18 protein-coding genes and 2 pseudogenes are annotated in these 22,517 nt (G+C 54.4%); 9 read left to right on the top strand and 11 right to left on the bottom strand.

What is annotated here, in order from left to right; translation table 11 throughout:
- Positions 1–123: 123 nt before the first annotated feature.
- Positions 124–537: pseudogene (locus AACY42_RS21140) on the top strand (tyrosine-type recombinase/integrase); the annotation flags it as partial.
- A 386-nt stretch (positions 538–923) separates the two neighbouring features.
- Here the strand turns inward: AACY42_RS21140 and AACY42_RS21135 are convergent.
- The gene (locus AACY42_RS21135) at positions 924–1,841 is read right to left on the bottom strand and encodes a LysR substrate-binding domain-containing protein (protein ID WP_137211970.1); all 918 of its coding nucleotides are present in this window, start codon (positions 1,839–1,841) and stop codon (positions 924–926) included.
- Positions 1,842–2,029: 188 nt separating this feature from the next.
- Here AACY42_RS21135 and AACY42_RS21130 point away from each other — a divergent pair, with 188 nt between their 5' ends.
- The 5 genes from AACY42_RS21130 to AACY42_RS21110 all read left to right on the top strand — a co-directional run bounded on the left by AACY42_RS21130 (position 2,030) and on the right by AACY42_RS21110 (position 7,083).
- Complete coding sequence (locus tag AACY42_RS21130; RefSeq protein ID WP_137211907.1) at positions 2,030–2,779, top strand: SDR family NAD(P)-dependent oxidoreductase; 750 nt, start codon at positions 2,030–2,032, stop codon at positions 2,777–2,779.
- A gap of 98 nt (positions 2,780–2,877) precedes the next feature.
- Positions 2,878–4,176: an MFS transporter gene (locus AACY42_RS21125; protein ID WP_137211906.1), complete on the top strand. Its 1,299-nt coding sequence runs from the start codon at positions 2,878–2,880 to the stop codon at positions 4,174–4,176.
- Between the two features lie 17 nt (positions 4,177–4,193).
- Entirely contained in the window at positions 4,194–5,042 is an 849-nt protein-coding gene (locus AACY42_RS21120; RefSeq protein WP_137211905.1) for a transketolase, read from the top strand.
- Complete coding sequence (locus AACY42_RS21115; RefSeq protein ID WP_137211904.1) at positions 5,039–6,061, top strand: transketolase family protein; 1,023 nt, start codon at positions 5,039–5,041, stop codon at positions 6,059–6,061. The genes AACY42_RS21120 and AACY42_RS21115 overlap by 4 nt, the downstream gene beginning before the upstream one ends.
- Before the next feature lie 53 nt (positions 6,062–6,114).
- The gene (locus tag AACY42_RS21110; RefSeq protein ID WP_137211903.1) at positions 6,115–7,083 is read left to right on the top strand and encodes an alpha/beta hydrolase; all 969 of its coding nucleotides are present in this window, start codon (positions 6,115–6,117) and stop codon (positions 7,081–7,083) included.
- Between the two features lie 261 nt (positions 7,084–7,344).
- Here AACY42_RS21110 and AACY42_RS21105 read toward each other — a convergent pair.
- The 6 genes and pseudogenes from AACY42_RS21105 to AACY42_RS21080 form a co-directional block, all read right to left on the bottom strand.
- Positions 7,345–7,632: pseudogene (locus tag AACY42_RS21105) on the bottom strand (transposase); the annotation flags it as partial.
- A gap of 87 nt (positions 7,633–7,719) precedes the next feature.
- On the bottom strand, positions 7,720–8,997 hold the full coding sequence (locus AACY42_RS21100) for an OmpP1/FadL family transporter (protein ID WP_339482049.1): 1,278 nt from the start codon (positions 8,995–8,997) through the stop codon (positions 7,720–7,722).
- Positions 8,998–9,302: 305 nt separating this feature from the next.
- A complete protein-coding gene (locus tag AACY42_RS21095; protein WP_339482047.1) occupies positions 9,303–11,204 on the bottom strand; it encodes an acyl-CoA synthetase in 1,902 nt (633 codons plus the stop codon).
- Positions 11,204–12,160 carry a fumarylacetoacetate hydrolase family protein gene (locus tag AACY42_RS21090; RefSeq protein ID WP_339482046.1) on the bottom strand — a complete coding sequence of 319 codons (957 nt, stop codon included), beginning with the start codon at positions 12,158–12,160 and terminating at the stop codon, positions 11,204–11,206. The genes AACY42_RS21095 and AACY42_RS21090 overlap by 1 nt, the downstream gene beginning before the upstream one ends.
- A 115-nt stretch (positions 12,161–12,275) precedes the next feature.
- Positions 12,276–13,367 carry a VOC family protein gene (locus tag AACY42_RS21085; protein WP_137211899.1) on the bottom strand — a complete coding sequence of 364 codons (1,092 nt, stop codon included), beginning with the start codon at positions 13,365–13,367 and terminating at the stop codon, positions 12,276–12,278.
- Between the two features lie 91 nt (positions 13,368–13,458).
- Positions 13,459–14,070, bottom strand: a complete 612-nt coding sequence (locus tag AACY42_RS21080) for a TetR/AcrR family transcriptional regulator (RefSeq protein ID WP_339482044.1) — start codon at positions 14,068–14,070, stop codon at positions 13,459–13,461.
- A gap of 386 nt (positions 14,071–14,456) precedes the next feature.
- On the opposite strand from AACY42_RS21080, the gene AACY42_RS21075 reads away from it, so the two are divergent.
- From AACY42_RS21075 to AACY42_RS21065, 3 genes are all read left to right on the top strand, one after another.
- Positions 14,457–15,530: an amidohydrolase family protein gene (locus AACY42_RS21075; protein WP_137211897.1), complete on the top strand. Its 1,074-nt coding sequence runs from the start codon at positions 14,457–14,459 to the stop codon at positions 15,528–15,530.
- 43 nt (positions 15,531–15,573) lie between these two features.
- Positions 15,574–16,767 carry an amidohydrolase family protein gene (locus AACY42_RS21070; RefSeq protein WP_339482043.1) on the top strand — a complete coding sequence of 398 codons (1,194 nt, stop codon included), beginning with the start codon at positions 15,574–15,576 and terminating at the stop codon, positions 16,765–16,767.
- A 277-nt stretch (positions 16,768–17,044) separates the two neighbouring features.
- Entirely contained in the window at positions 17,045–17,896 is an 852-nt protein-coding gene (locus tag AACY42_RS21065; RefSeq protein ID WP_137211896.1) for an SDR family NAD(P)-dependent oxidoreductase, read from the top strand.
- A 318-nt stretch (positions 17,897–18,214) separates the two neighbouring features.
- Here AACY42_RS21065 and AACY42_RS21060 read toward each other — a convergent pair whose 3' ends face one another.
- The 4 genes from AACY42_RS21060 to AACY42_RS21045 form a co-directional block, all read right to left on the bottom strand.
- Positions 18,215–19,873, bottom strand: a complete 1,659-nt coding sequence (locus AACY42_RS21060) for a bifunctional 3-(3-hydroxy-phenyl)propionate/3-hydroxycinnamic acid hydroxylase (protein ID WP_339482041.1) — start codon at positions 19,871–19,873, stop codon at positions 18,215–18,217.
- A gap of 261 nt (positions 19,874–20,134) precedes the next feature.
- Positions 20,135–20,968 (bottom strand): pirin family protein, encoded by an 834-nt coding sequence (locus AACY42_RS21055; RefSeq protein ID WP_137211894.1) that lies wholly within the window; start codon positions 20,966–20,968, stop codon positions 20,135–20,137.
- Positions 20,965–21,408, bottom strand: coding sequence for a DoxX family protein (locus AACY42_RS21050; protein WP_137211893.1), 444 nt, complete (start codon positions 21,406–21,408; stop codon positions 20,965–20,967). The genes AACY42_RS21055 and AACY42_RS21050 overlap by 4 nt, the downstream gene beginning before the upstream one ends.
- 55 nt (positions 21,409–21,463) lie before the next feature.
- Complete coding sequence (locus AACY42_RS21045; RefSeq protein WP_339482039.1) at positions 21,464–22,507, bottom strand: zinc-binding dehydrogenase; 1,044 nt, start codon at positions 22,505–22,507, stop codon at positions 21,464–21,466.
- Positions 22,508–22,517 lie beyond the last annotated feature (10 nt).

The raw sequence follows: 22,517 nt of genomic DNA, 5'->3' as shown, positions 1-22,517 counted from the left end.
CGCCTTGCAGCGGCCGGAAGGGCTGAAGAATGAAGAGAATGGGTCAAATTTCGACGGGGGTCGTTTTTTGAAAAGCACTGACGACTCAATAGCCGGAGAATATCCGGCTATTTCAGACCATCCCTAGACAAGAGCAAACACATCGTGCCGTTGCCTGAGCAAGCCTTGGTTCTGTTACGCGAGCTATATAAAACCCGCGTGGTGGATGAAGAAGGCAAAGGCTGGGTGTTCGTCTCGCCGGTCTATCCGGGACGTCCCATAAACCCGACCTCCATGCTCAAGTCCTTTCAGCGTATCTGGCCGGAGTACGACATCACATCCCACGGCTTTCGCGCCACCTACCGGACCATTGCCCATGAACACTTAGGTATAGATCCAATCGTGCTCGAGCTGTCGTTATCCCACCGGATGCCAGGCGCGCTCGGGGCTGTGTATGCGCGCGCGCAACTGCTGGTACAACGCCGGGAAGCGGCTCAACAATGGGCTGACTATTTAGATCAGCTGCGGCAAAACGCTGCGCGAGTGACCACAGATTAACGATAGCGAAAAAATCAGGAGATTGGAGCGGAAGCGAGTCTCGCATTTAGCGTTCTACCAATTGAAATATAAGGATTTTTCCTTAAGAAAGCAGAAGAAGATTCAATTCTTGACTTGTTTTTTAGGTGATTTAAGAACAAAAAATGAGAAATTCCGAGGCAATCTACTGGGTTATGGTCCTAGCCATTTGGATATATTTGTCAAACTGAAGACATCAGTTACGCAGGTTCAGTCTCGAGAAATACCAGCAACATCGAATCCCTCTACGTCACCGCTTCATTATCCGACTGCTGGCGCCCCGCAACTGCCAGTGGTGAAGAGGAGTTGGCCCCGGAGCTACAATTTAGCCCAAACGTTTGTCAAATGGTCGCGTTGAAACTCTTTGGCTAAAATACGAAACTATGCCCGAGCTCTCCCTCCATCCATTCCAGAAATCGCCTGACTCTGGGAAAACTCGAGTGCGCTTTCGGGAACACCAAATGATGGGCGGCTACCGAGGAACTCAAGATTTCGGGGGCCACTTCGATCAGCGAACCGCTGGCTAGGTACTTCTGCGCCAGCAGCGTGCTTTCAAGGGCGTAGCCTAAGCCGTGGCTCGCCGCTTCCAGGCTCATGTAGGATCGGTCAAAACTCAAGGCGTAGGGCTTTTCGGGGCGCGCCAGGCCGTGCTGAGCGAACCATTCAGGCCATCTGAGCAAGGTCGCCTCGGAAAGTATCAACTCTTGAGCCAGAAGATCAGCCGCGTTTTTTACCCCACAGCGCGCGATCAGCTTGGGCGAGGCCAGCACCGCGAAGCTTTCGTTGCGCACGGTGCGCACTTCGTAGCTGGGCCAGTTAGGCCGGCCATGACGAATATCCACATCAATCTTGTCCTGGCTGAAATGCAGCGACTCGTATGAGCATGACAAATTGATCTGGATGTCCGGGTTGGTCATGCGAAATGACTCCAACCGGGGCATCAGCCAGAGCAAGCCAAAGCTGGGGGAGGAATGCAGTCGCAGGCAATCCAGGCTGACGTCACTCGCTGCCCGCTCGGTAGCGACCTCCAGGCTTTGCAACAATCCTGAAATGTCCTTCAAATACTGCTCGCCGACTGGCGTCAGTGTCACCCCACGCGCCGCCCGTACAAACAACTGACGACCAATCATGACCTCCAGTTTGGCCAATTGGTGGCTGATCGCCGAAGGCGTGAGGTCCAGCACTTCGGCCGCTCTGGCGAGGTTGCCAAAACGGGCGGTCTGCTCGAAGGCTTGAATTGCTCTCAGCGGTGGCAGATGGGATGAAGAGGTATCGTCCTGGCGCATCAGTATTAAGCCTATTGTTTAGGTGTTGAACGGGCAGCGCCATTCAAGCATTTGCGTTCTGGATTGACGAGTGCTGAATTTTATTCATGTAGCAGTGACGTTTGCGTTATTGCTCGGCCTGCTCGCGGGGACCACTCTGAGCCATCGATCGCTGAATCGAACCATAAAAACAATCAGAGGTAACCCTCATGCTTCTTCAAGGCAAAGTCGCGATTATCACCGGCGCTGCATCCGAGCGTGGTATCGGCCGCGCAACCGCTGTCACCTTCGCCAAACACGGCGCCCGCGTTGTGATCCTGGATCTCGACGAATCCGCCGCCCGTGACGCCGCAGCCACCCTCGGTGAAGGCCATCTGGGCCTGGCGGCTAACGTCGCCGACGAGACACAAGTCAAAGCAGCCGTCGCCAAGGTTGTCGCGCAATACGGCCGTATCGACATACTCATCAACAATGCCGGAATCACGCAGCCGATCAGGACCCTGGATATACGCCCAAGCGACTACGACAAGGTTCTGGATGTGAGCCTGCGCGGCACGCTGTTGATGTCGCAGGCGGTCATTCCGGTGATGCGCGCTCAGGCAGCCGGCAGCATCGTGTGCATGTCATCCGTATCGGCCCAGCGCGGCGGTGGCATTTTCGGCGGCCCGCACTACAGCGCAGCGAAAGCCGGTGTGCTCGGGCTGGGCAAGGCCATGGCGCGGGAATTCGGCGCGGACAACATTCGCGTCAACTCTATTGCACCGGGTTTGATTCATACCGATATCACCGGCGGCCTGATGCAGGACGAACGGCGCCACGCAATCATCGACGGCATCCCGTTGGGCCGCCTGGGTGAAGCCCAGGACGTGGCCAACGCGGCCCTGTTCCTGGCCAGCGACCTGTCCTCGTACCTGACCGGCATCACCCTGGATGTGAACGGCGGCATGCTGATTCACTGAGTACACCTGGCGGGCCTTGCAGCCCGTGCGGATCTGGATCGACGATGCAGCCGGGCCTTGTGGCCTGGCGGTCAATAAAAACAAGAGATCAGACCATCATGACAACCCTGTCGCTTGAAGCGGTTTCGACCGTGCGCACCAACGCCTACCGCAAAACCGCGTGGCGCCTGATGCCTTTCCTCATGCTGTGCTACCTGTGCGCCTACCTCGACCGCGTGAATGTCGGCTTTGCCAAGCTGCAGATGATGAACGACCTGGCCCTCAGCGAAACGGTCTATGGGCTGGGCGCGGGCATGTTCTTCATTGGCTACTTCCTCTGCGAAGTGCCCAGCAACATCATTTTGCATAAGGTCGGTGCACGCGTCTGGATCGCCCGCATCATGATCACCTGGGGCATCATCTCCGCCCTGTTCGCCTTCGTCGAAACCGCCTGGCAGTTCTACGCCCTGCGCTTTCTGCTGGGCGTCGCCGAAGCCGGCCTTGCCCCTGGCCTGTTGCTGTACCTGACCTACTGGTTCCCGTCCTATCGGCGTGCCCGCATGACGGTGTTGTGGTTTATCGCCATTCCGCTCTCGGGCATGGTCGGTGGCCCGCTTTCCGGCTGGATCATGAACGCCTTCGCCGGTGTTCACGGCTGGGCTGGCTGGCAGTGGATGTTTGTGCTCGAAGCCATTCCCACGGTGATTGTCGGGCTGCTGGTGCTGAGCTACCTCAAGGATGGCGTGCATCAGGCCACCTGGCTGGATGACGACGAAAAAGCCCTGATCAGCCGCGAGCTGGCCGAAGACGACCAGAAGAAGGTTACCCACGCCTCTGTGGGGGAGTTCATACGTGACCGCCGTCTGTGGCTGTTGGCGGGTATCTATTTCTGCGTGGTGATGGGCCAGTACGCAATCACCTTCTGGCTGCCCACCCTGGTGCGCAATGCCGGGGTTTCCGATCCGCTGCATATCGGTTTCCTGACCAGCCTGCCTTATCTCTGCGCCATTGCGGCGATGCTGCTGGTCGGACGCAGTGGCGACAAACATCGCGAACGGCGTTGGCATCTGATCGGGCCGATGATCGCCGGTGCCATCGGACTGACCCTGGCCGCGCTGCTCGGAGGCAACATTGTCCTGTCCATCCTGAGCCTGTGCTTGGCGGCGTCCGGCATCCTGTCCGCTTCTTCAATGTTCTGGATGCTGCCCACCACCTTGCTCGGCGGTGTGTCTGCAGCCGCGGGCATCGCGGCAGTCAACAGCTTCGCCAACCTTGCAGGTTTCTGCTCGCCCTACCTGATTGGCTGGATCACCACACAGACCGGCTCCAGCGCCATCGGCATGTACCTTATCACCGGCGTTCTGCTGGGCGGTGCCTTGCTGGTGCTGCGCATTCCCGCCGCCCTGGTCAATCGTTGAGTACCCGGAGTTCTACCATGACTACCCAGCCCTCCTACGTTTCATCCAAGCCGCTGACCGAGCGTGCCCATAATATCCGTCGTCACGCCCTGCGCATGGGGCAAGTCCAAGGCCAGGGCTATGTCGGTCAAGCGCTGGGCGCGGCAGACTTGCTGGCCGTGTCGTACTTCCATGCCTTGAACTACAAGCCCGAAGACCCTGAGTGGGAGCAGCGTGATCGCTTTTACCTCTCTATCGGTCACTACGCGATCGCGTTGTATGCCGCGCTGATCGAGGCTGAAATCATTCCACTGGACGAGCTTGAAACCTACGGCTCCGATGACAGCCGCCTGCCCATGTCCGGCATGGCCACGTACACACCCGGCATGGAAATCACCGGTGGCTCGCTGGGCCAGGGACTGGGCATTGCGGTGGGTGCCTGCCTGGGCTTGAAGCGCAAACAATCCGCGTCTTTCGTTTACAACCTGCTCTCGGATGGTGAGTTGAATGAGGGCTCCACCTGGGAAGCGGTCATGTCAGCGTCGCACTGGAAACTCGACAACCTGATCGCCATCGTCGACGTCAACAATCAGCAAGCCGACGGTCACTCCAGCGAGGTGCTGGCGTTTGAACCCATCGTTGACCGCTGGCAAGCCTTTGGCTGGTTCACCCAGCGCGTAGACGGTAACGATCTGGACGCTCTGGTCCAAGCGTTCGACGCAGCCCGCAGCCACCCCGCCGCACAACCGCGCGTCATCATCTGCGATACCAGGATGGGCAAAGGCGTGCCGTTCCTGGAAACCCGCGAAAAAACCCACTTCATCCGGGTGGATGAGCACGAATGGGATGTGGCCTTGAACAACCTCGAAGAAGGCAAAACACTATGAGCACTGCAAACAACACGTCAGCTCAAGCGCCCGCGGTCGTGAAGAAAAAGCTGACCACCTCCGCGATGATTGCCTCGATTGCCGCTGAAGGTCAGGCCACTCGGTCCGCGCCCTTTGGCCATGCATTGGCAGCACTCGCGGACCAGCGCCTGGAGATCGTGGGTTTATCGGCTGACTTGTCCAAATACACCGACCTGCACATCTTTGCCAAGGCACACCCGGATCGTTTCTACCAGATGGGCATGGCCGAACAGTTGTTGATGAGCGCCGCAGCGGGCATGGCGCGGGAGGGTTTCGTGCCCTTCGCTACGACTTATGCGGTGTTTGCTTCGCGCCGCGCCTATGACTTCATCTGCATGGCGATTGCCGAGGAAAACCTCAACGTTAAAATTGTCTGCGGCCTGCCAGGCCTGACCACCGGGTACGGCCCCAGCCACCAGGCAACCGATGATTTGGCGATCTTCCGCGCCATGCCGAACCTGATGATCGTCGACCCTTGCGATGCCCTGGAAATCGAACAGGCGGTGCCTGCTATCGCTGCGCATCAAGGCCCGGTCTACATGCGTTTGCTGCGCGGCAACGTACCGCTGGTACTCGACGAATATGGTTATAAATTCGAGATCGGCAAAGCCAAAACCCTTCGTACAGGCAACGACGTACTGATCATCTCCACCGGCTTGATGACGATGCGCGCCCTGGAAGCGGCCAAGGAACTCCAGGCGGATGGCGTGGATGTCGCGGTGCTGCATGTGCCGACCATCAAGCCTTTGGATGAGCAGACCATTCTGGCCGAGGCCAGAAAGCCGGGGCGGCTGGTGGTGACTGCGGAAAACCACTCCATCATCGGCGGGTTGGGCGAAGCGGTGGCCACCGTGCTGTTGCGCAACGGGGTGACGCCGACGTACCGGCAAATCGCCCTGCCAGACGCGTTCCTCGATGCGGGCGCACTGCCGACGTTGCATGATCGATACGGTATTTCCACCCAGGCTGTGTGCACGCAGATCAAGGGTTGGTTATAGGATTTACACCTGCAAGGGGCTGAATCAGACCCTTGGCATGGAGGAAACACGCCTTGAACGCTGACACCCTGCTGGATCCCGATTACGCGTTTTTCTTCGCAGAGCCTTCCACTGAGTGGACGCTCGCCACGCTCCCCGCCATCCGAGGCCGGATCAGCGCCAACGCTAAGACACCCGAGATGTGCTGCGCAGAGCAACGCTGGACCGGCTCGGGCGGTGTGCGCTTGTGCATTTACCGTCCAAGGCCCATGCCGGAGGCCAAGGTACTCCCGGCTATTTTGTACCTGCATGGCGGAGGCTTCGTACTGGGCAGTCCGGAAATGAATGACGACTACCTCGCCGCGCTCGCTGAGGAATCCCAAGCAGTCATCGTCGCAGTCGATTACCGACTGGCTCCGGAGCATCCGTTTCCCGCTCCGCTGCAGGATTGCTACACCGCGCTCGCCTGGCTGTTGCGGCAGGGACCTACGCTGGGGCTTGATCCGAAAAAAGTCGTCATCATGGGCCACAGTGCCGGCGGTGGACTGGCTGCGTCGTTGGCCCTGTTGGTTCGCGAACGGCGCGAATATTCCGTGGCGGGTCTGGTCATGATTTACCCGATGCTCGATCACAGAACCGGCTCGCCGGCAGCCCCCACCGAGAACCCCACCACCGGTACGTTGAATTGGGGGCGACGAGCAAACCAGTTTTGCTGGCGATGCCTGCAAGGGTCGTACGCCCTTGGCGATGGAGAGGATTTTCTGTTTTCCGCCGCGCTTGCGCCTGATCTTCAGGGATTGCCACGCAGCTTTATTGTAGTCGGGGCCCTGGATCTTTTTCTGGAGGAAGACGTGGACTTCGCCTTGAAGCTATCGCGCGCAGGCGTGGCCACCGAGCTCCACGTCTATCCAGGTGTTCCGCATATGTTTGACCAATATCCTGGTCGGGTTGCTGAGCTATGCAGAAATGATGTGGCAGTTGCGCTTCAACAGATATGGGCACAATGCTTCTCCTCTTGCTGCCCATCTATCGAAGTCCTGTGAAACTTCAAGAAATAGGTGCGCCGGCTGCTGACTACCTAGGATCACGTTAACGCGTCTATCCAGTAGTGGTACTTTCAGGCTCACGAGAGCAATAGGTTGAGCTCGACTCTGCTGAAAAGGCGGTTTTTAGCTGGCCTGAACTTAGGCGTGATTACTATCCGGAGAACCTACTTACCAAATTGAGTGGTTTCTCGACTCTTCGTTGACCTTTGCTGCTCTGTTATTGGGCTGGCTTGAGATTTTTGCTTAGTGCGGACGCTGCTATCCCGGGTCCGGTGGCCCTTGAAATTTGACCAGTCGTCCCAGGTTCTGCACCGCAGCGGCCAATGAACTTATCAGTCGTGCCACTAATTCCACGTAGTCTCAGGCGATCCAATTTCAGGATTCGCTTGAGGTGGACAAACAGCATTTCGATCTTGTTACGTTTATGGCGAGAGCGCACGTAGTGCGCCGTCGCGGCGATTCGCAGAGCCGTATCACGCGCAGCTTTATGGAAGCAGCGGTCTTGCGGAACGTAGTGTTCGGACAGCACTTGGCTTTAATCGGACAGAATTGAAAACCAGCCTTCATGAAATCTCTCTAGCACGAAGACTGGTTTTGTCGCCATGTCATTTTAAATAACAAGTTCACCGAATATTAAAAACGGTAGGTAAGCGAAGTAGCAAATCCGCTGCCGCTGTTGCTGTACGTAGAGTTATACACGCCACTAGATGCCGAAACTGCACTGACCTTGACGGTTTCTTCTTTAAGATAGGAGTAAGCAAAGTCAATGGTCAGGTTACTCACTGGCGTCCAGCCAGCACCGAAGCTTATGGCCCGACGATCACCAGTCGGAAAACGTGCGGAACGATGGGCATTGTCAGTGGGTGATTGATCGACCGATAAACCAGTACGCAATACCCATTCCTTATTCAACTGATATGCAGCACCGATGGCATGAGCCCAGGTATCGTGCCAATTCTGTTCTTCAGTCACCGCGTCCAATGAACCACCGAGACTCGGACTGACGCCGCTGCTCTCGACAGTAACTTCTTTAAAGCGGCTCCAACGCGTCCAGGTGCTGCCCGCATAGACTGTCCAGTCGTCGTTGAGCTTATGCGTGAGCGAGAAATCCACTGACTCCGGAGTGTCCAGTTCAAGTTCAGCATTATAATGTTGACCGCTAACATTCAGCAGGCTGAACGTGCCACCGGAAACTTTAGTATCCCCTTCCAGGCGATAACTCACCTTGGAGTGATAGGTCAGGCCCAAACGGGTGCTATCAGTAGCTTGTATCAACACACCGGCATTAAAACCAAGGGCCGTGTCGGTACCGTTGACCTTGATCTTGCCGTCATTGCTTCCTGGGGTGACGATGTTGGGTACTTGCGAGGACAGTTCGCCGGCGACTCGATTGATGGTTGGGCCGAAGCCGATAGATACCTTATCGTTGAAGGCATAGCTGACGGTAGGCTGAAAGGTAATAATCTCTACTTTGCTTTTGTTAGCAAAGTAACGGCCCGCGAAGTCACTCCCGTAGTCCGTGATCAACCCAAATGGTACATATACGCCGAAACCAACCGCCCAGTGTTCATCAATGGGCTTTACGTAATACCCCATCGGCGCAAGGCCAATAGGAACCACATCGCCACCTTCTTTGCCGCCAAAAGTACTGCGCGTATCACTGGTGTCTGTTTTGGCATCAATGACAGCAACCCCGGCACTGACTTGTTCGTTTTTCAGACGAGACATGCCGGCAGGATTTGTTTGGACAGTGCTCGCATCAATGGCAGAAGAGGATCGCCCTGCATACCCTGTCCCCATTGCGCTGACGCTGGTTTCGTTGATGGCAAAACCACCTGCGAATAATGGCGAAGAAGCAAGTGTGGCAACGATGCCAAGCATGGTTTTGGTTTTGATTTTTATTTTTATCATTATTTGAGTTCCTGATGAGCACTGAATAGAAAACCCCGTATGTCCTCCAGATCAATCACGCACGCTTGATATCACTCGAGCAACACAATGTTCGTCATCGATGTCTTACGCACCCGGTATAACTTCAATGGCATACGCACTCTCTTCATTTAACGGCCTCTCTTATTTTTGATGAATTACACGCACAGCTTTTATTATCGCCGGCTGAAAACGCCCACGACAAAGCAAAACAAGTTCAAAGCGATACAGGAAAATCAACCCAGTCGGCCATGGCAAACCGAAAGTTGTTAACTTAAGAAAGTCTATTAGGCCCAATCAACTTTAAAGCTATAGCGACCGATTAACCGCTCCAGCTGTTCGCGCTCGGCTCCGGCGTTGATACGCGCGACGATGCCAAGGCGGCTGTCTTGTAGAACATGCACCGTTACCCCGTCTAATCCTGCCGCCTTTGCCTCGTTGAGAATCACTTGGGAAATTTCACGCTGCTGCAAGGCTGGCTTGAAAATTTTACCCACCGGTGTCAACGGCAGTGCTTCCAACAACTCGATGCGCTTGGGTACTGCGGCGCGCTCACTGATGTGTCGTCCAGCGAATTCCAGTAGTGCCTCAACAGTGCAGACCTGCCCGGGAAGCAACTGCACGTAAGCAACCGGAACCTCGCCAGCATATGCATCCGGGCTACCTACAGCAGCCACCAACGCAACGGCCGGGTGTGCCTGCAGCGCTTCTTCGATTTGCTTGGGATCAATGTTGTGCCCCCCCCTAATAATCAGTTCCTTTCTGCGGCCTGTAAGCCAGAAATAACCTTGAGCGTCCTGGCGCCCCAAATCACCTGTGTTCAGCCACCGCTTACCGCCTATATCAATCCACACGCCTTGGTTATGGCTATGTTCCAGGTAACCGTTGAATATATTGGGCCCCTGTATTGCAATCACCCCGACTTCTTCCAAGTCAGCATCACGTTCGTACTGGCCATTCGAGTCCAACACGACTGCGCGCATATCCTGATAAACCAGACGCAAACCAATCGAGCCAATGCGCCGATCGCCCAGTGGAGGGTTGACCGAAGAAACACAAGCGCCTTCTGTAAGGCCATATCCTTCGAGCAAGCGCACGCCAATCCGACGCTCAAATTCACGGAAAAGCTCGACCGGCATCGGTGCGGCGCCGCACAAGGCGTAGCTGAGACTGGACAGGTCATGATCCTGTGAGTCTTGCTGCAGCAATGCAGCGTAGAAAGTAGGTACCCCGGAGAAAAAATTGACATGAAAATGCTCAACCATGCTCCAGAACCGCTCTACGACCCTCGGCCCACGATACCCCTGAGGGGTGCCGAGAATGACTCGGTCGCCTTGAGTCCAGGGCATCAACCCGGTGACCAATTGACCGTTGACATGAAACAGAGGCAGCCCACAGAAAACAATCTGACCAATGTCACGCGGTTGCATGTGAGTGGCCATTGCCCAGGCATTGAAAACTTCCGAACCGTGAGTGCGCGCAGCAATCTTCGGAAGGCCTGTGGTGCCCCCAGTGCAGAAATAAGAAGAAACTTCGTCCTGACCTATCTGCCGACCGCTTTTGAGGGTGTCATCCGGTTGCGCCAGCATCAATGTGCGCAGGTCAGTATGAATCACGACATCTTTGTGCAAGCTTTTCTCGTGCAAGGCGATGCTGCGCAGAGCAGCCCCCCTTTCATGATTAACGTAGGGTTCCAGGCTCACCCACACGATGTGCTTCAGGTCATGCAAGGTATTGAGCTGACCGGCTAACCTAGGCCAGAGATCGTTGCCAGGTCCGGGGGGCAGTGCCACCACGACCCTGGCACGAGCAGCGCGCAAGAGATCAATAACTTGCGGCACCTCAAGCAGCGGATTGATCGCCATGACAATGCCTGCAGCCTCCCCCCCCCAAATAGTGAAGTGAGTTTCCGGCAGATTAGGCAGGACAAACGCGATCACCTCGCCCGGCACAACACCTAAATCGTGGAAGGCATTGGCCGCACGGGTGATGTCGGCGAAGAGCTCGGCGTAGCTCCAGTCATGGGTATGGGCGAAGTCTGCGGCATCAAGGAAAAAACTCAACGCGGTCGCTTGCGGATGACTTTCCGCGCTGCGCCGCAGTGCCTCATATGTGCTCGGAGCGAGATTACGCTCGGCCAGTGGCACAGATTCCACAACCTGTATGTCGGCAAAGTCTCGTATTGGCATCAGATTTGCTCCACCACACGATTGCGTTGCACGCCCAGGTCAACCACACCATCGGTGCTGCGGATGCTTGCTTCGACGAGGTCGCCAGCCTTGAGGTATTGAGAACGGCCCTCCTGTGCCTTGAGGAACATTTTCCATTTGGTGGCTTCGGGCAGTAACGCCGCGATGCGCTGCTTGGCCGGTGACGGTACGGTCAACGCACACCCTGCGGGCGTACCAGTAGCTATCAGGTCGCCCGCTGCAAGGTCCTGGATACCTGACAACTCGCTGAGCGTCTCCGCCGGACCAAACACCAGGTTTGCGGTTGAATCACTCTGACGCACCTCACCATTCACCGTCAGACGTAACTGCAAATTTTTCAGGTAAGCCATTTTTTCCGGGGGCAGCAGGCAGAGGTACGGCCCCACTGGACCGAACGTACGAAAGCTTTTGCCTTTGTAGAACTGCATCTGTGGAATCTGGATGTCGCGCGCCGAGTAATCGTTGACGATCACCACGCCTGCAATGAACTGATGCAGGTTGCTTTCGTCGACCTTGACCTTGCTGCTGATATCGCTGCGCATGACCAGCCCGAGCTCAATCTCATAATCGAGAAAACGCACCTCGCGCGGTTTGATCAGGTCGTTGTCCGCCGGCACAATACAGCTGGTCGCCTTGGTGAAGATCATGTTGTATTTCTTCACGTCAGGGTCCATCCCTGACTCAATCATGTGCTGCCGATAATTGGCGCCCTGACAAACAAACTGCTGATTTCGGGTAATCGGTGATAGCAACTGCACGTCGCTTAGGACCAACTCTGTTCCCTTTGTTAAAGCAAGATCATCAATGTTGTTATTGCGAATAAAATCACCGGTCGTTTCAAAGCTACCCGGAATAACCGTAATAAGACCCTGGCGTACCACGCCCCAATGGATGTCATTGCGATAAGAGAAGCGGACAACATGTACAACTGACATTGACGGTACTCCTGAGCTTCGATGGGTCGGCGCTACGTCGCGCTTGAACGTAATGATTGTTCTGGATGGGTGTCGGTAATGTTGTAAAAGAAGAAACACGCGGCAACGACCGCCCCTAGCCGAACAACCGCATAAGGCTTCTGAGTTTGCGCAGCGTGACGTCCGGACTCCGCCTGAGACTACGAACAAGAATGCGCAGACTGGCGAGGCTTATCCGGGGTCTGGTGAAGCTTTTGGGCATGCGCTGGCCCCATTGCGCCATCGCCTCGGCACTCACCGCGTGGGTCCCGGTTGGATGAGCAGACGTAAAGACGTCCCCATCACAATAATGCTCGTGCTTGTCACCCCAAGGATCTTGCCAATAATCAAAAATTTGGCTTCCCAGAATGTGGCGCCCGATTCCCCACGCATGAGTCCAGCCTTTTTCTTCCAGAACACGCTGCCCCATGCCAACCGCGTCAGCATCAACGACCTCAAACGCACTATGGCTGTAACCGGCCATGAATCCTTGCGCGATCGCAAGGGTGTGGTGATCGGCAGGCTGTTGTCCAAGATCCAGACGCAAAAAAGAGACGATGGGTGAGCCATCAGGCAGCACTTGCACGTCGCTTGGAATTAAACCGAAATGTCGGGTGTACCAGGCACACGTGGCTTGATAGTCAGCCACCTCGATCACGACGTGACCGAGCCTGAGTACTTCCGGCGGGCCGAGGGGTGGCCGCTGAGCGACGTTGATCCGAGCATGCTCCAGCGCCAGATTGAGTGCCAGAGCAGGTCTGTGCTCAAGCGCCTTGCTATAGCTCTGAGCGCAAACGGCCTCGACGATGAAACCTGAAGGATCGGTCAGCCGTACGCATTTCCCGCCGCCTGGATGCGCGATATTTTCGACTGCCGAAGCGCCGGGTATCTGCGCAAGTCGGTTCAGGTCCTCAAGGGTCAGGACTTTCAATCCAATGCCGATGAAGCGTGCTTGTTTTGCCCGATGAATCCGATAACAGTAAGCCATCGGTTCGGTGCCGCGCAGATAGAGCGTATCGGCGGATTGTTCAATGACGATCAGCCCGAAGTCCGTCAGAAAGCGTGCCGCTTCATCAAGCGCTGGCCGTTCAAAAATAAGGTGCGCCAGGCCTTGAGCCTTGACTGTTGGTTGCGGATGCCGGGCGGGCTGGTGTGTCGATAAAAAGGGCGTAACGTTTGTGCTACTCATTATTTTTATTCTCCGTAATTCTCCGGGCAAGGCTTCGCCCTCATCCCTCGGCTAGAGGGATGTCAATCAATCGACTGTGATTACGCCCTTATTAGAGAGAAGGCAGGGCTGGTAATTCGCTCGTCGCCAACTCTCGCGCCTCTCCGGGGGGCAGACCTAACGCTCTTAGCACAAGCTCTGCATTATCTGCACCCGCGTCACGCCATGTCCGATGCCCCTCGAGCACCAGAAAAATCGAACCCAGCACGCTGTTGGAAATCAGCGTTACGACGCTCAGCAATTGCTCCTGTCGGAAGTTGTACCGCCCGCTGGACAGGCCTCTCAAAAGGTCGGTCATCGCTTGACTCGAAAACATCTCCCGTAACGAAGCATTACTGGTGGCAAACCGATGCAGGAATGCTCCCCACTGCGGCTCCTCATGAGCTCGACGAATAAAAAAGCGAATGCCGTAAGCCAGGCCCTGAGCAGGATCCGCAAGCATGTCAACGCTTCTTCGTACGCGTTCGTGCATTTCCCGTCCGAGATAACTGGCAACGGCTTCAAACAAGCTGTCCATGCTTTCAATGTGGCTATAGACAGTCCCACGCGCCACGCCTGCCTCTCGCGCCAGGTCGAGAATATTGATTTGCGCGGTACCTTTCTCAACAAACAAGCGAAAAGCTGCTTGGTGAATGCGACGCTGTGTCGGACTCAGGGATTCCATACTCAATCTCCAACTATCAATGACCCAATTGAACACTCGCGATCAATTTTCGTCAACAGTGTTTTTTCCATCCACACAGAGCCCGGCCCTCAAAAAGCCCGTTGAGCCTTATGAATATTGGTCTTGTTTTGTGCCTTCAGGAGGATGATCACCTTTTTTCGAGCATCTATCTGCAAAAAAATGAACACGCATGATCAGTTCTCACCTTGCGCCGCCGCTTTCTGCAGATAAAAAATCAAAAGGAAGCTGTACCAGCGAGGGCCATGGACAGCCCGAAGCTGAGCCGTTTGACACAAATGAACAAATGTGTTCAGAATCGATCCGCCCTGTCCAATTTCACTATGTTATATCCAGTTCTATTCAAGCCCTCATCCGGAATAATAATAATGACGATCAAACAAGGTCGTATTGACCTCCACCACCACCTCGTTCCTCCCGCCTATCAAGAGGCGATCTACAGCAAAGGGATGGAACGGCACGCGGGAGCGTTGCTGCCCAAGTGGACGCCTGAAAAATCCATTGATGTGATGGATATGAATGGCATCCAACGCGCCATAACCTCTATTTCCACACCGGGAGTGCACCTCGGTAACGGCGTAAGGCCGGCACTAGCTTTGGCTCGAGCTTGTAACGAATACGCGGCAACAATGCGTGATGATTACCCTGAGAGATTTGGTAATTTTGCGGTGCTGCCTATGCCGTTCACAGAAGCCGCCTGCAACGAGGCGATTTATTCGTTGGATGTGCTCAAGGCAGAAGGTGTAGTGCTCTTCGGCAGCACCGATGGTTTTTTTCTCGGCGACCCGCGCTTTGATGAGTTAATGAGCGAGCTCGACGATCGGAGTGCCGTGGTTTTCGTGCATCCCAATCTTCACAAGAGCAGTGAACAGCTGGGTTTTAAAACACCCGGTTTTTTAATCGAGTTCCTCTGTGACACTACTCGCGGTGCAGTGAATCTGATCGTTAACGGAACCTTGGAGAAGTACCCGCGAATTCGCTGGGTACTGGCTCATGGTGGCGGTTTCTTACCCTATGTCGCCTGGCGCGTATCGCTGTTCAATGCGACACCTCAACTTCAGGAAAAGCTGCCCCACGGGATGCTCTCCTACATTCGTAGATTTTATTTTGACACCGCTTTATCACCGTCGAGCTATTCGATGGCAGCCCTGAAACAATTGGTTGAGCCCGGGCACATACTGTTTGGCAGTGACTTTCCATTCGCACCTGCTCCTGTAACCAGCTTGCAATGTCAGACGCTGGACGAAAACCCGCTTTGGTCAGCCGATGAACTCTACGCCATCAATCGCGGTAATGCATTGCGGCTGTTTGCGCAGTATCAGAGAGCGGGTGAAGTGACTCAGGCGAGCCCCATCTATGAGGAGGAATCGTTGTCCAGTCGGATCAAGCGCGGGCTGACCAAACCGATGGCTGCGCTGGCGGAACGTATGCGCGATCGCTAACCCAATCTTTAGTCACTTCTACCTTTTAACCTTTGAGGTTGCCATGAAACGCCGAGAATTTATAGCCAGCGCAGGTCTACTGGCCGGCGCAACGATGCTCGCTACAACCGCACCTGAGCATGTGGTTGTTGCCGACATGACCACGCAGAAGTCCTTGCCGACGACTGATGTAGCCACGCCCGTAGGACGTATCGATGTGCACCATCATATAGTGCCACCCGTATTCCTTGACGCTTTAACGCGCAAGGGATTAGACAAGCTTACAGGTACACCGCTACCCAAATGGACGGTAGAGCAATCAGTGGCGCTGATGGACAGTCAGGGCATTCATACCGCTATCACTTCCCTAATGGCTCCGGGCGTCTATTTCGGAAATGATCGCTCCGCAGCCGAGCTTGCACGAAGCTGTAATGAGTTCGCGGCCAAGATGGCTGCGGTTCATCCTGGTCGTTTTGGATCGTTTGCCGTGCTACCCCTACCCGCCACTGAAAGTGCTTGCGTCGAAGCCACGTACGCTCTCGATACTTTGCACGCTGACGGCGTTTCGTTGATGGGCAGCAATGATGGGGTATTTCTTGGCGATCCGCGATTTGATGAATTGATGGCAGAACTGGATAGCCGTCACGCCAGTGTTTTTCTGTCGCCAAATCTGCACCCAAGCAGCTCCCAACTGCTGCTCGAGAGGCCGCAGTTTGGTCTGGAACTGGATTGCGATACAACGCGAGCGGCACTCAATCTGATTTTTACAGGCACGCTGGAGCGATACCCCCATATCAATTGGATTCTCTCCAACGGTGGTGGATTTCTTCCTTATGCAGCGTGGCGAATCTCGCTTGCGAATGTCCTGCCAGAATTTAGCGACGCCGTTCCTCAAGGCGTGATGACCTATCTAAGGCGCTTTTACTTCGATACGGCTTTGACGACCTACCCTGGCCCTATGGCGGTACTCAAGGAGTTAGTCGAGCCGACGCAGCTCTTATACGGTAGCGGCTTTTCTTTAGTGCGATCCGAGACAGTCGCCGATGAGATAAAAGGAATAAGCAGGTCATTATTGTGGAGTCCACGACAACAGCAGGGTATCGATCGCGGTAACGCGCTGGGATTATTTCCTCGTTATGCAACGAAGGGGGAGGTTCCGATGTTGGCGCCGGTTCATGAATCCGAAACTACTTTACACAAATGGGAACGTACACTAAAAAAACCTATTGGCGCCCTTGTCCAGCAATTGAAAAATTAATCAAACCTTATGCGCGTCATGCCAACCAATGAAAATTTGCGCACCACTACGAAAAGTCCATGAGCCTCAGTTACAGATAACCACCCCAACATAAACGCGCTGAATACGGCATTCGTAGCATCTAGAATAGTGCTGACGTGTAATTTCATAAGCAGTTAAAATTAATTCCCTTTAATCGAAAAGCTCATCGTGCCGCCCTCGCAAGCCATATAATCGGTCGCACAAGCTTATAGCTTATGCCGCAGCTTCCGCATATATAAGAATAACGGAGAAACTTATGTCGTTCGAAAACCAAATTATCTGGATAACCGGCGCATCATCGGGCATCGGCGAAGCGCTGACGAATGCGTTTTTACAACAAGGCGCCAAAGTAATTCTTTCTGGTCGCAGGGTCGAGGAACTTGAGCGCGTGGCCGCCCAAGCTCCAGAACACTGCTTTATTCTTCCCTTCGAAAGTACTAACTACCCTGCCCTGCCCAATATTGTCGAACGCGCCTGGGCGTGGAGCGGCCGAATTGACATGCTGATCAACAATGCAGGGATCAGCCAGCGCAGCCTGGCACTTGACACTCATCTAGATGTGTATCGGCAACTGATCGAAGTCGATTACATGGCCCCCCTGGCGCTAACCCAATTGTTGCTGCCGAAAATGGTCGCGCGTAAAGCCGGGCACCTTGCAGTGGTCAGCTCGGTCGCAGGCAAGGTCGGCACGCCACTGCGAAGCGGCTACTCGGGAGCCAAGCACGCGGTGATCGGTTACTTCGATACCATCCGCGCCGAGGTAGAACAAGCCTACGGTATTACCGTCAGCGTAATTCTGCCAGGCTCGTTACGCACCGATTTGGCCGTCAATGCGTTAGCCGGCGATGGCAGTGCACGTGGGTACTCCGACCCGAATATCGAAAACGGCATGGATGTGACGGTGGCCGCTAAGCTGATTCTGACCGGCCTGGCCGAACGAAAATCGGCAATTCCGATTGCCGAAGGCATCGAGGCAATGGCGTTGAAACTAAGCGCTGCCAATCCGGAACAGCTCTATGCTTTAACCGCCCAAGAAGGTGCGCGGTTGGCTATGTTACGCGAGGCGGGTGGTTCGCTGGACCCGCTCGATATCCGTAGCTCTTCTTAGGGTATCCATAAGTGTTGCAGATGCCTGGCATTGCTCATTCTTGAACAATGCCCTCGCCCAAAAGATGTTTAAGCCCCCCCCCGCGCCGCTCAATGCAGACCTGTAATTACGCTAATCCACCGTGCAGGAAACCCTCATGTCTTGCGTGGGGAGGGGGGCAGTCTCATGATCGCTCACGCCCTAACGGCTCAGAAACTCATCGGGACACGCTGGAACAGATGACGGGCATCGTGTACGTCGGCAGTTCGCCCCTCTAAAAGTGCGCCGGATGGCATCCGAAAACTCGGCTGCCATCGCAATTGAGACGAGAAAAAAATCTCAGACGCTTAATCGAGCGGATTCATTCATGCGACTTGAAAGGTTCTCAATATTGGAGCCCGGAATATTACCAAGCATACCAACACACTCCTGAATCAGCTTTGCGCCCTGATCGCCTGGGCCGTGATGCATGATAATCCGATCGGGACGCACGACTACTAACGTACCTTTGACCGCCAAGGGCAAAAAAGCATTATTGAGGTCCTCAAAAAAATTCGGGGTGTTTTCTCGACATTGACCATGAGGGCAGATTTGTAAAAAGTCACCTCCCACCGAGGCCCATAGATCTCTATGGTGCTGGTCCAGGACCGCTCTTGGATCCACACCAAATCCGATCAGGGTAAGACCGTCCCCTAGGCTGTCGTCACTTAATCGTGTGTGTTGTTTGGAGTCACGCACCCAGGCTTGAGGAAACAGGCCGCCGCGAACCAACTTGTCGCCACGGCGGTGGCGCAAAAAGAGACCGTTTTTGAAAATATTCTTCGGTTTGATGTCCAGCTCTTCAAAAAATCTTCGGGTGGTCGGCGTCAGTGTCAGAGATCGCATCACCCCATGTATAAAAAAGGCTGCAATCTTATTGCGTGGCATCACCAGGCGCCCCATGAACTTGGCCATATTGATCATTTTCTGGGCATGAGGCCGACGCTCTAAATCGTAGGAATTAAGCACTGCATTTGAAGCCTGACCGCGAAGCACCCAGGTCAACTTCCAAGCCAGATTGGCCACGTCACGAAGACCGGCGACCAAACCCTGACCAACAAAAGGTGGGGTGATATGAGCAGCGTCGCCGACGAGAAACACCCGGCCTTTTTGAAAGCTCTGGCAGCAGCGTGCATGGAAACGATAGACCGCCTTGCGCTCGATTTTCACCTCTTTAGCAGGAGACCAGCGCGCCAGTAGTTTGGCGACATTCTCGGCGTTTTCCATATCTTCGCGTTTTTCTCCAGGTTGCAGCATGAACTCCCAACGCTCTCGCCCTCCCGGGGCAGGCATATGGGGAGTCGGCCGTTGCGGATCGCATAAAAACTCAACATGATTGATAGCTGTTTGAAGACGGTCACAGGCATCGACAATGAGCCAATCCTCGGCGTATGTGCAGCCTTGAAAATCCTGACCGATCAACGTCCTGACTTTAGAGCTAGCTCCATCTGCACCTACAAGGTACTTAGTATGGACCCGGTGGGTTTGACCGTCGTCACCCATTATTGACGCTGTCACACCACCCTCCTCCTCGACGAGCCCTTCCAGTTCCATGCCTCCCAGGCTTGTGACAGACTCAAAGCTGGCATACTGCGCCCGCATCGCATGCTCAAGGTCGGGCTGGTAGAAGGTGACGAGCTTGGGATGTCCGTCGAGGCTGCCGCTGGTGTTGGCACGAGAAAATTGGCCAATCACCGTTGAACGCATTCGCACTTCCGGAATAACAATCTTTTCAAAGGCATCTTCAGCTAATCCTGCGAGCTGCAGTATGCGAAGGGCCTCGTTATCCAGCGCAATGGCCCGAGGCATAAGCAGTACATCATGGGACTTGTCCAGAACAAGCGTCTTGATGCCGTATCGTCCCAGTAACGCGGCAAGTGTAGCCCCTACCGGACCATTGCCGACCACTATTACATCAACCGAAAGAGGTAACTGCTTGGAGTGGTTTTTGTTGTTCATTTTGAGCTCTTATTATTGTGGTAATGGTCAAAAATTCAAGAGATTGTTGTAGTACCCATGAGCGCCGGCTGAAAGAGGCGAGCCAATACTGGACAACCGAACACCTCGGAAAAGCAACTCATGATGCAACCATAGTTCAAATCTACAGGTTATAAATCAAGTTAAAACTTAAAACACAAACCTCAGGGGACGAAGACAGACAAAAGCGCGCTCCTTTTTTACACATCCGGACAGGACCAGCCTTTTAACTACTCAGGCCAATTAAGACTTCACAAAATGTCCGGAATTTATATCCATAAATGCTTGGGTAATTTCCTGTTCGGTATTCATGACGAACGGCCCTCCTAGCACAATCGGCTCATTGATAATGCAGCTTGCGTACATTAAAAGGCGCAACGAGGTTCGTGCGCTTACTCTGAGCGTGGACAGTTGATCGGCAGGTGGAATGCTTGTCCACGCCACGTGTCCGGTAGTTACCTGCTGCTCCTCAATACCCAGCAAAGCATCACCAGCCAGAAGATATACAAATACCCGCTGTTCCGCAGGAACTGGCAGGTCAAAGGTAATGCCTGCATCAAGCTTCAGATCTATCAGGGTAATCGGCCAGGTTGATCCATACGGCATATGGACATCCCCTAACGAGCCAGCATAGACACGAGCTTCAACTCCAGCCTCGCGATACACCGGCGCATTCGCCTGATCAAGGTCGGAATACCTGGCAGGGATTGATTTGAGGCTAGCTGGAAGATTCAACCACAGTTGCAAACTATGGACTCCGTGCGGGCCAGGCATTTCGCTATGAAAAACCCCTGCCCCCGCCGTCATGAACTCCACAGCGCCAGCGCTTAGCGTTCCACTTGCACCGGTATGGTCCTCATGCAGCAACTGCCCATCAACAACAAAGGTGACCGTCTCCATGCCTCGATGCGGGTGAGTCGGAAATCCCGCCGGTGGTGCAAACCAGTCCTCAGCCATCAGCAGGAATGGACTATTTTCCACGGCATTTTCAGGCGATATTACCAAGCGAGCAAAATGATTGGTACCACGGTACTGTGGCTCACCTGCATGTCCTATTTTCAGAATCGAGAGCGTCATAGCGCGCGCCTCCGAGCCTTGACTTCGATAGAGTTCCCGGAGGTGGGGTCGTTGATTCGAATGCCCTTCTGTACGACGGAGCCAAACTTAAGAAGCTCAGCACGCAACCTAAAAGACAGGTACACACAAAGTATCGCAAGAAAAACAGCCGGCACGGCCTGGACCAAAGGAGTATAAGTGACATGGTAGTAGATGGCTCCGAGCATGATGATAGCAATACCAAGAGCCGACAGTGCGCGCAAAGGACGGATGATCAAACCAAAAGCCCCGAACATTTCGCATACGCCAATAAAATATCCAACCCAGGCGGGCATACCCATCTTGAAAAAACCGTCATGAATGGCGGGCACTCCAGCAAGATTTGCCAAACCTGCACTGCCAACAACAACCGCAACCACAACTACTGCCGAACCAAAGAGACAGCGCTTTATTATTTTCATTTCAGCCTCCACCTGTCACACGACAACACTCATGAGCCGCCGATGGACTCCTCCTCTATTCGATTTTCACAATGATTTTCCCGTTTGACTTTCCCTGCTCGCAACACTGCTGAGCAGCCACGATTTCATCCAGCTTAAATACGCGACCAATGTGAGGGCGAATGTCACCCGAGCCTACGCGAGCATTTAGTTCGAGCATCGCGCTTTCATTGGGTTTGAAGGTCGCCCAGTAATAACGATGCACCCCTATTTTTTTTGCGTACCTTTTGTGCTTTTGAAAGAGAACAAAGTTTTTTATTGCGCCCTTTAACAGGCCATACTCATCAAACGTTTTCAGTAACGGATGAATGATCGTCACAAATACCCCCGTTCCCTCTTTATTTAGGATATTCAACGTCCTCTCTTCAAGTGCTCCACCCACTGTTTCCAAGGCCACGTCATAGCCTGAGAGGCTTGCGGCATAGTCTTCTAGTTCGTAGTCGATTATCACGTCAGCTCCGAGCGCACGCACACTCTCCATCTGAGTTTTGTTGCATGTAGTGGCAACATGCGCGCCCCAGGACTTGAGCAACTGAATTGCAAAAGAGCCTATTCCACCTGCGCCCCCCTGGACGAAAACCTGCTTCCCCTTGGCATTGCTCGCATTCAGCCCCGCCTTCACGACAAGCGCATCCCATACTGTACAAACCACGTAGGGAAATGACGCCGCTTCCTCATACGAAAGCGATACCGGCTTACGTACGACTTCTGTGGATTTGGCAACTACATACTGTGAATACGCACCGCTCGATTTAGTGCTGGAGATTCCGTACACAGCATCGCGCACTGCCAAACTCTTCACTTTTGTGCCGATCTTGAGCACTTCTCCAGAGACGTCTCGCCCCAGAACGAGTGGAAGTCCGAACCCCCTCATTTTGGTAAATACGACCCGGCCGTACCCTTCGCGCACGCGACAATCGATAGGATTAACAGAAGTGGCGTACTGCCGAACTAGGACCTCGTCCGGACCTACATCCGGCACAGGTAAGCTCTCGATCTTCAAAACCTCAGAGGCCGATCCATACTCGCGAACTACCGCGCATTTCATGCTGTTACTCATGATTTCTCTC

Origin of the sequence: Pseudomonas sp. RL_5y_Pfl2_73, from assembly GCF_963970515.1 — a bacterium.
Taxonomy (GTDB): domain Bacteria; phylum Pseudomonadota; class Gammaproteobacteria; order Pseudomonadales; family Pseudomonadaceae; genus Aquipseudomonas.
This window is presented reverse-complemented; position numbering and strand designations above follow the sequence as displayed.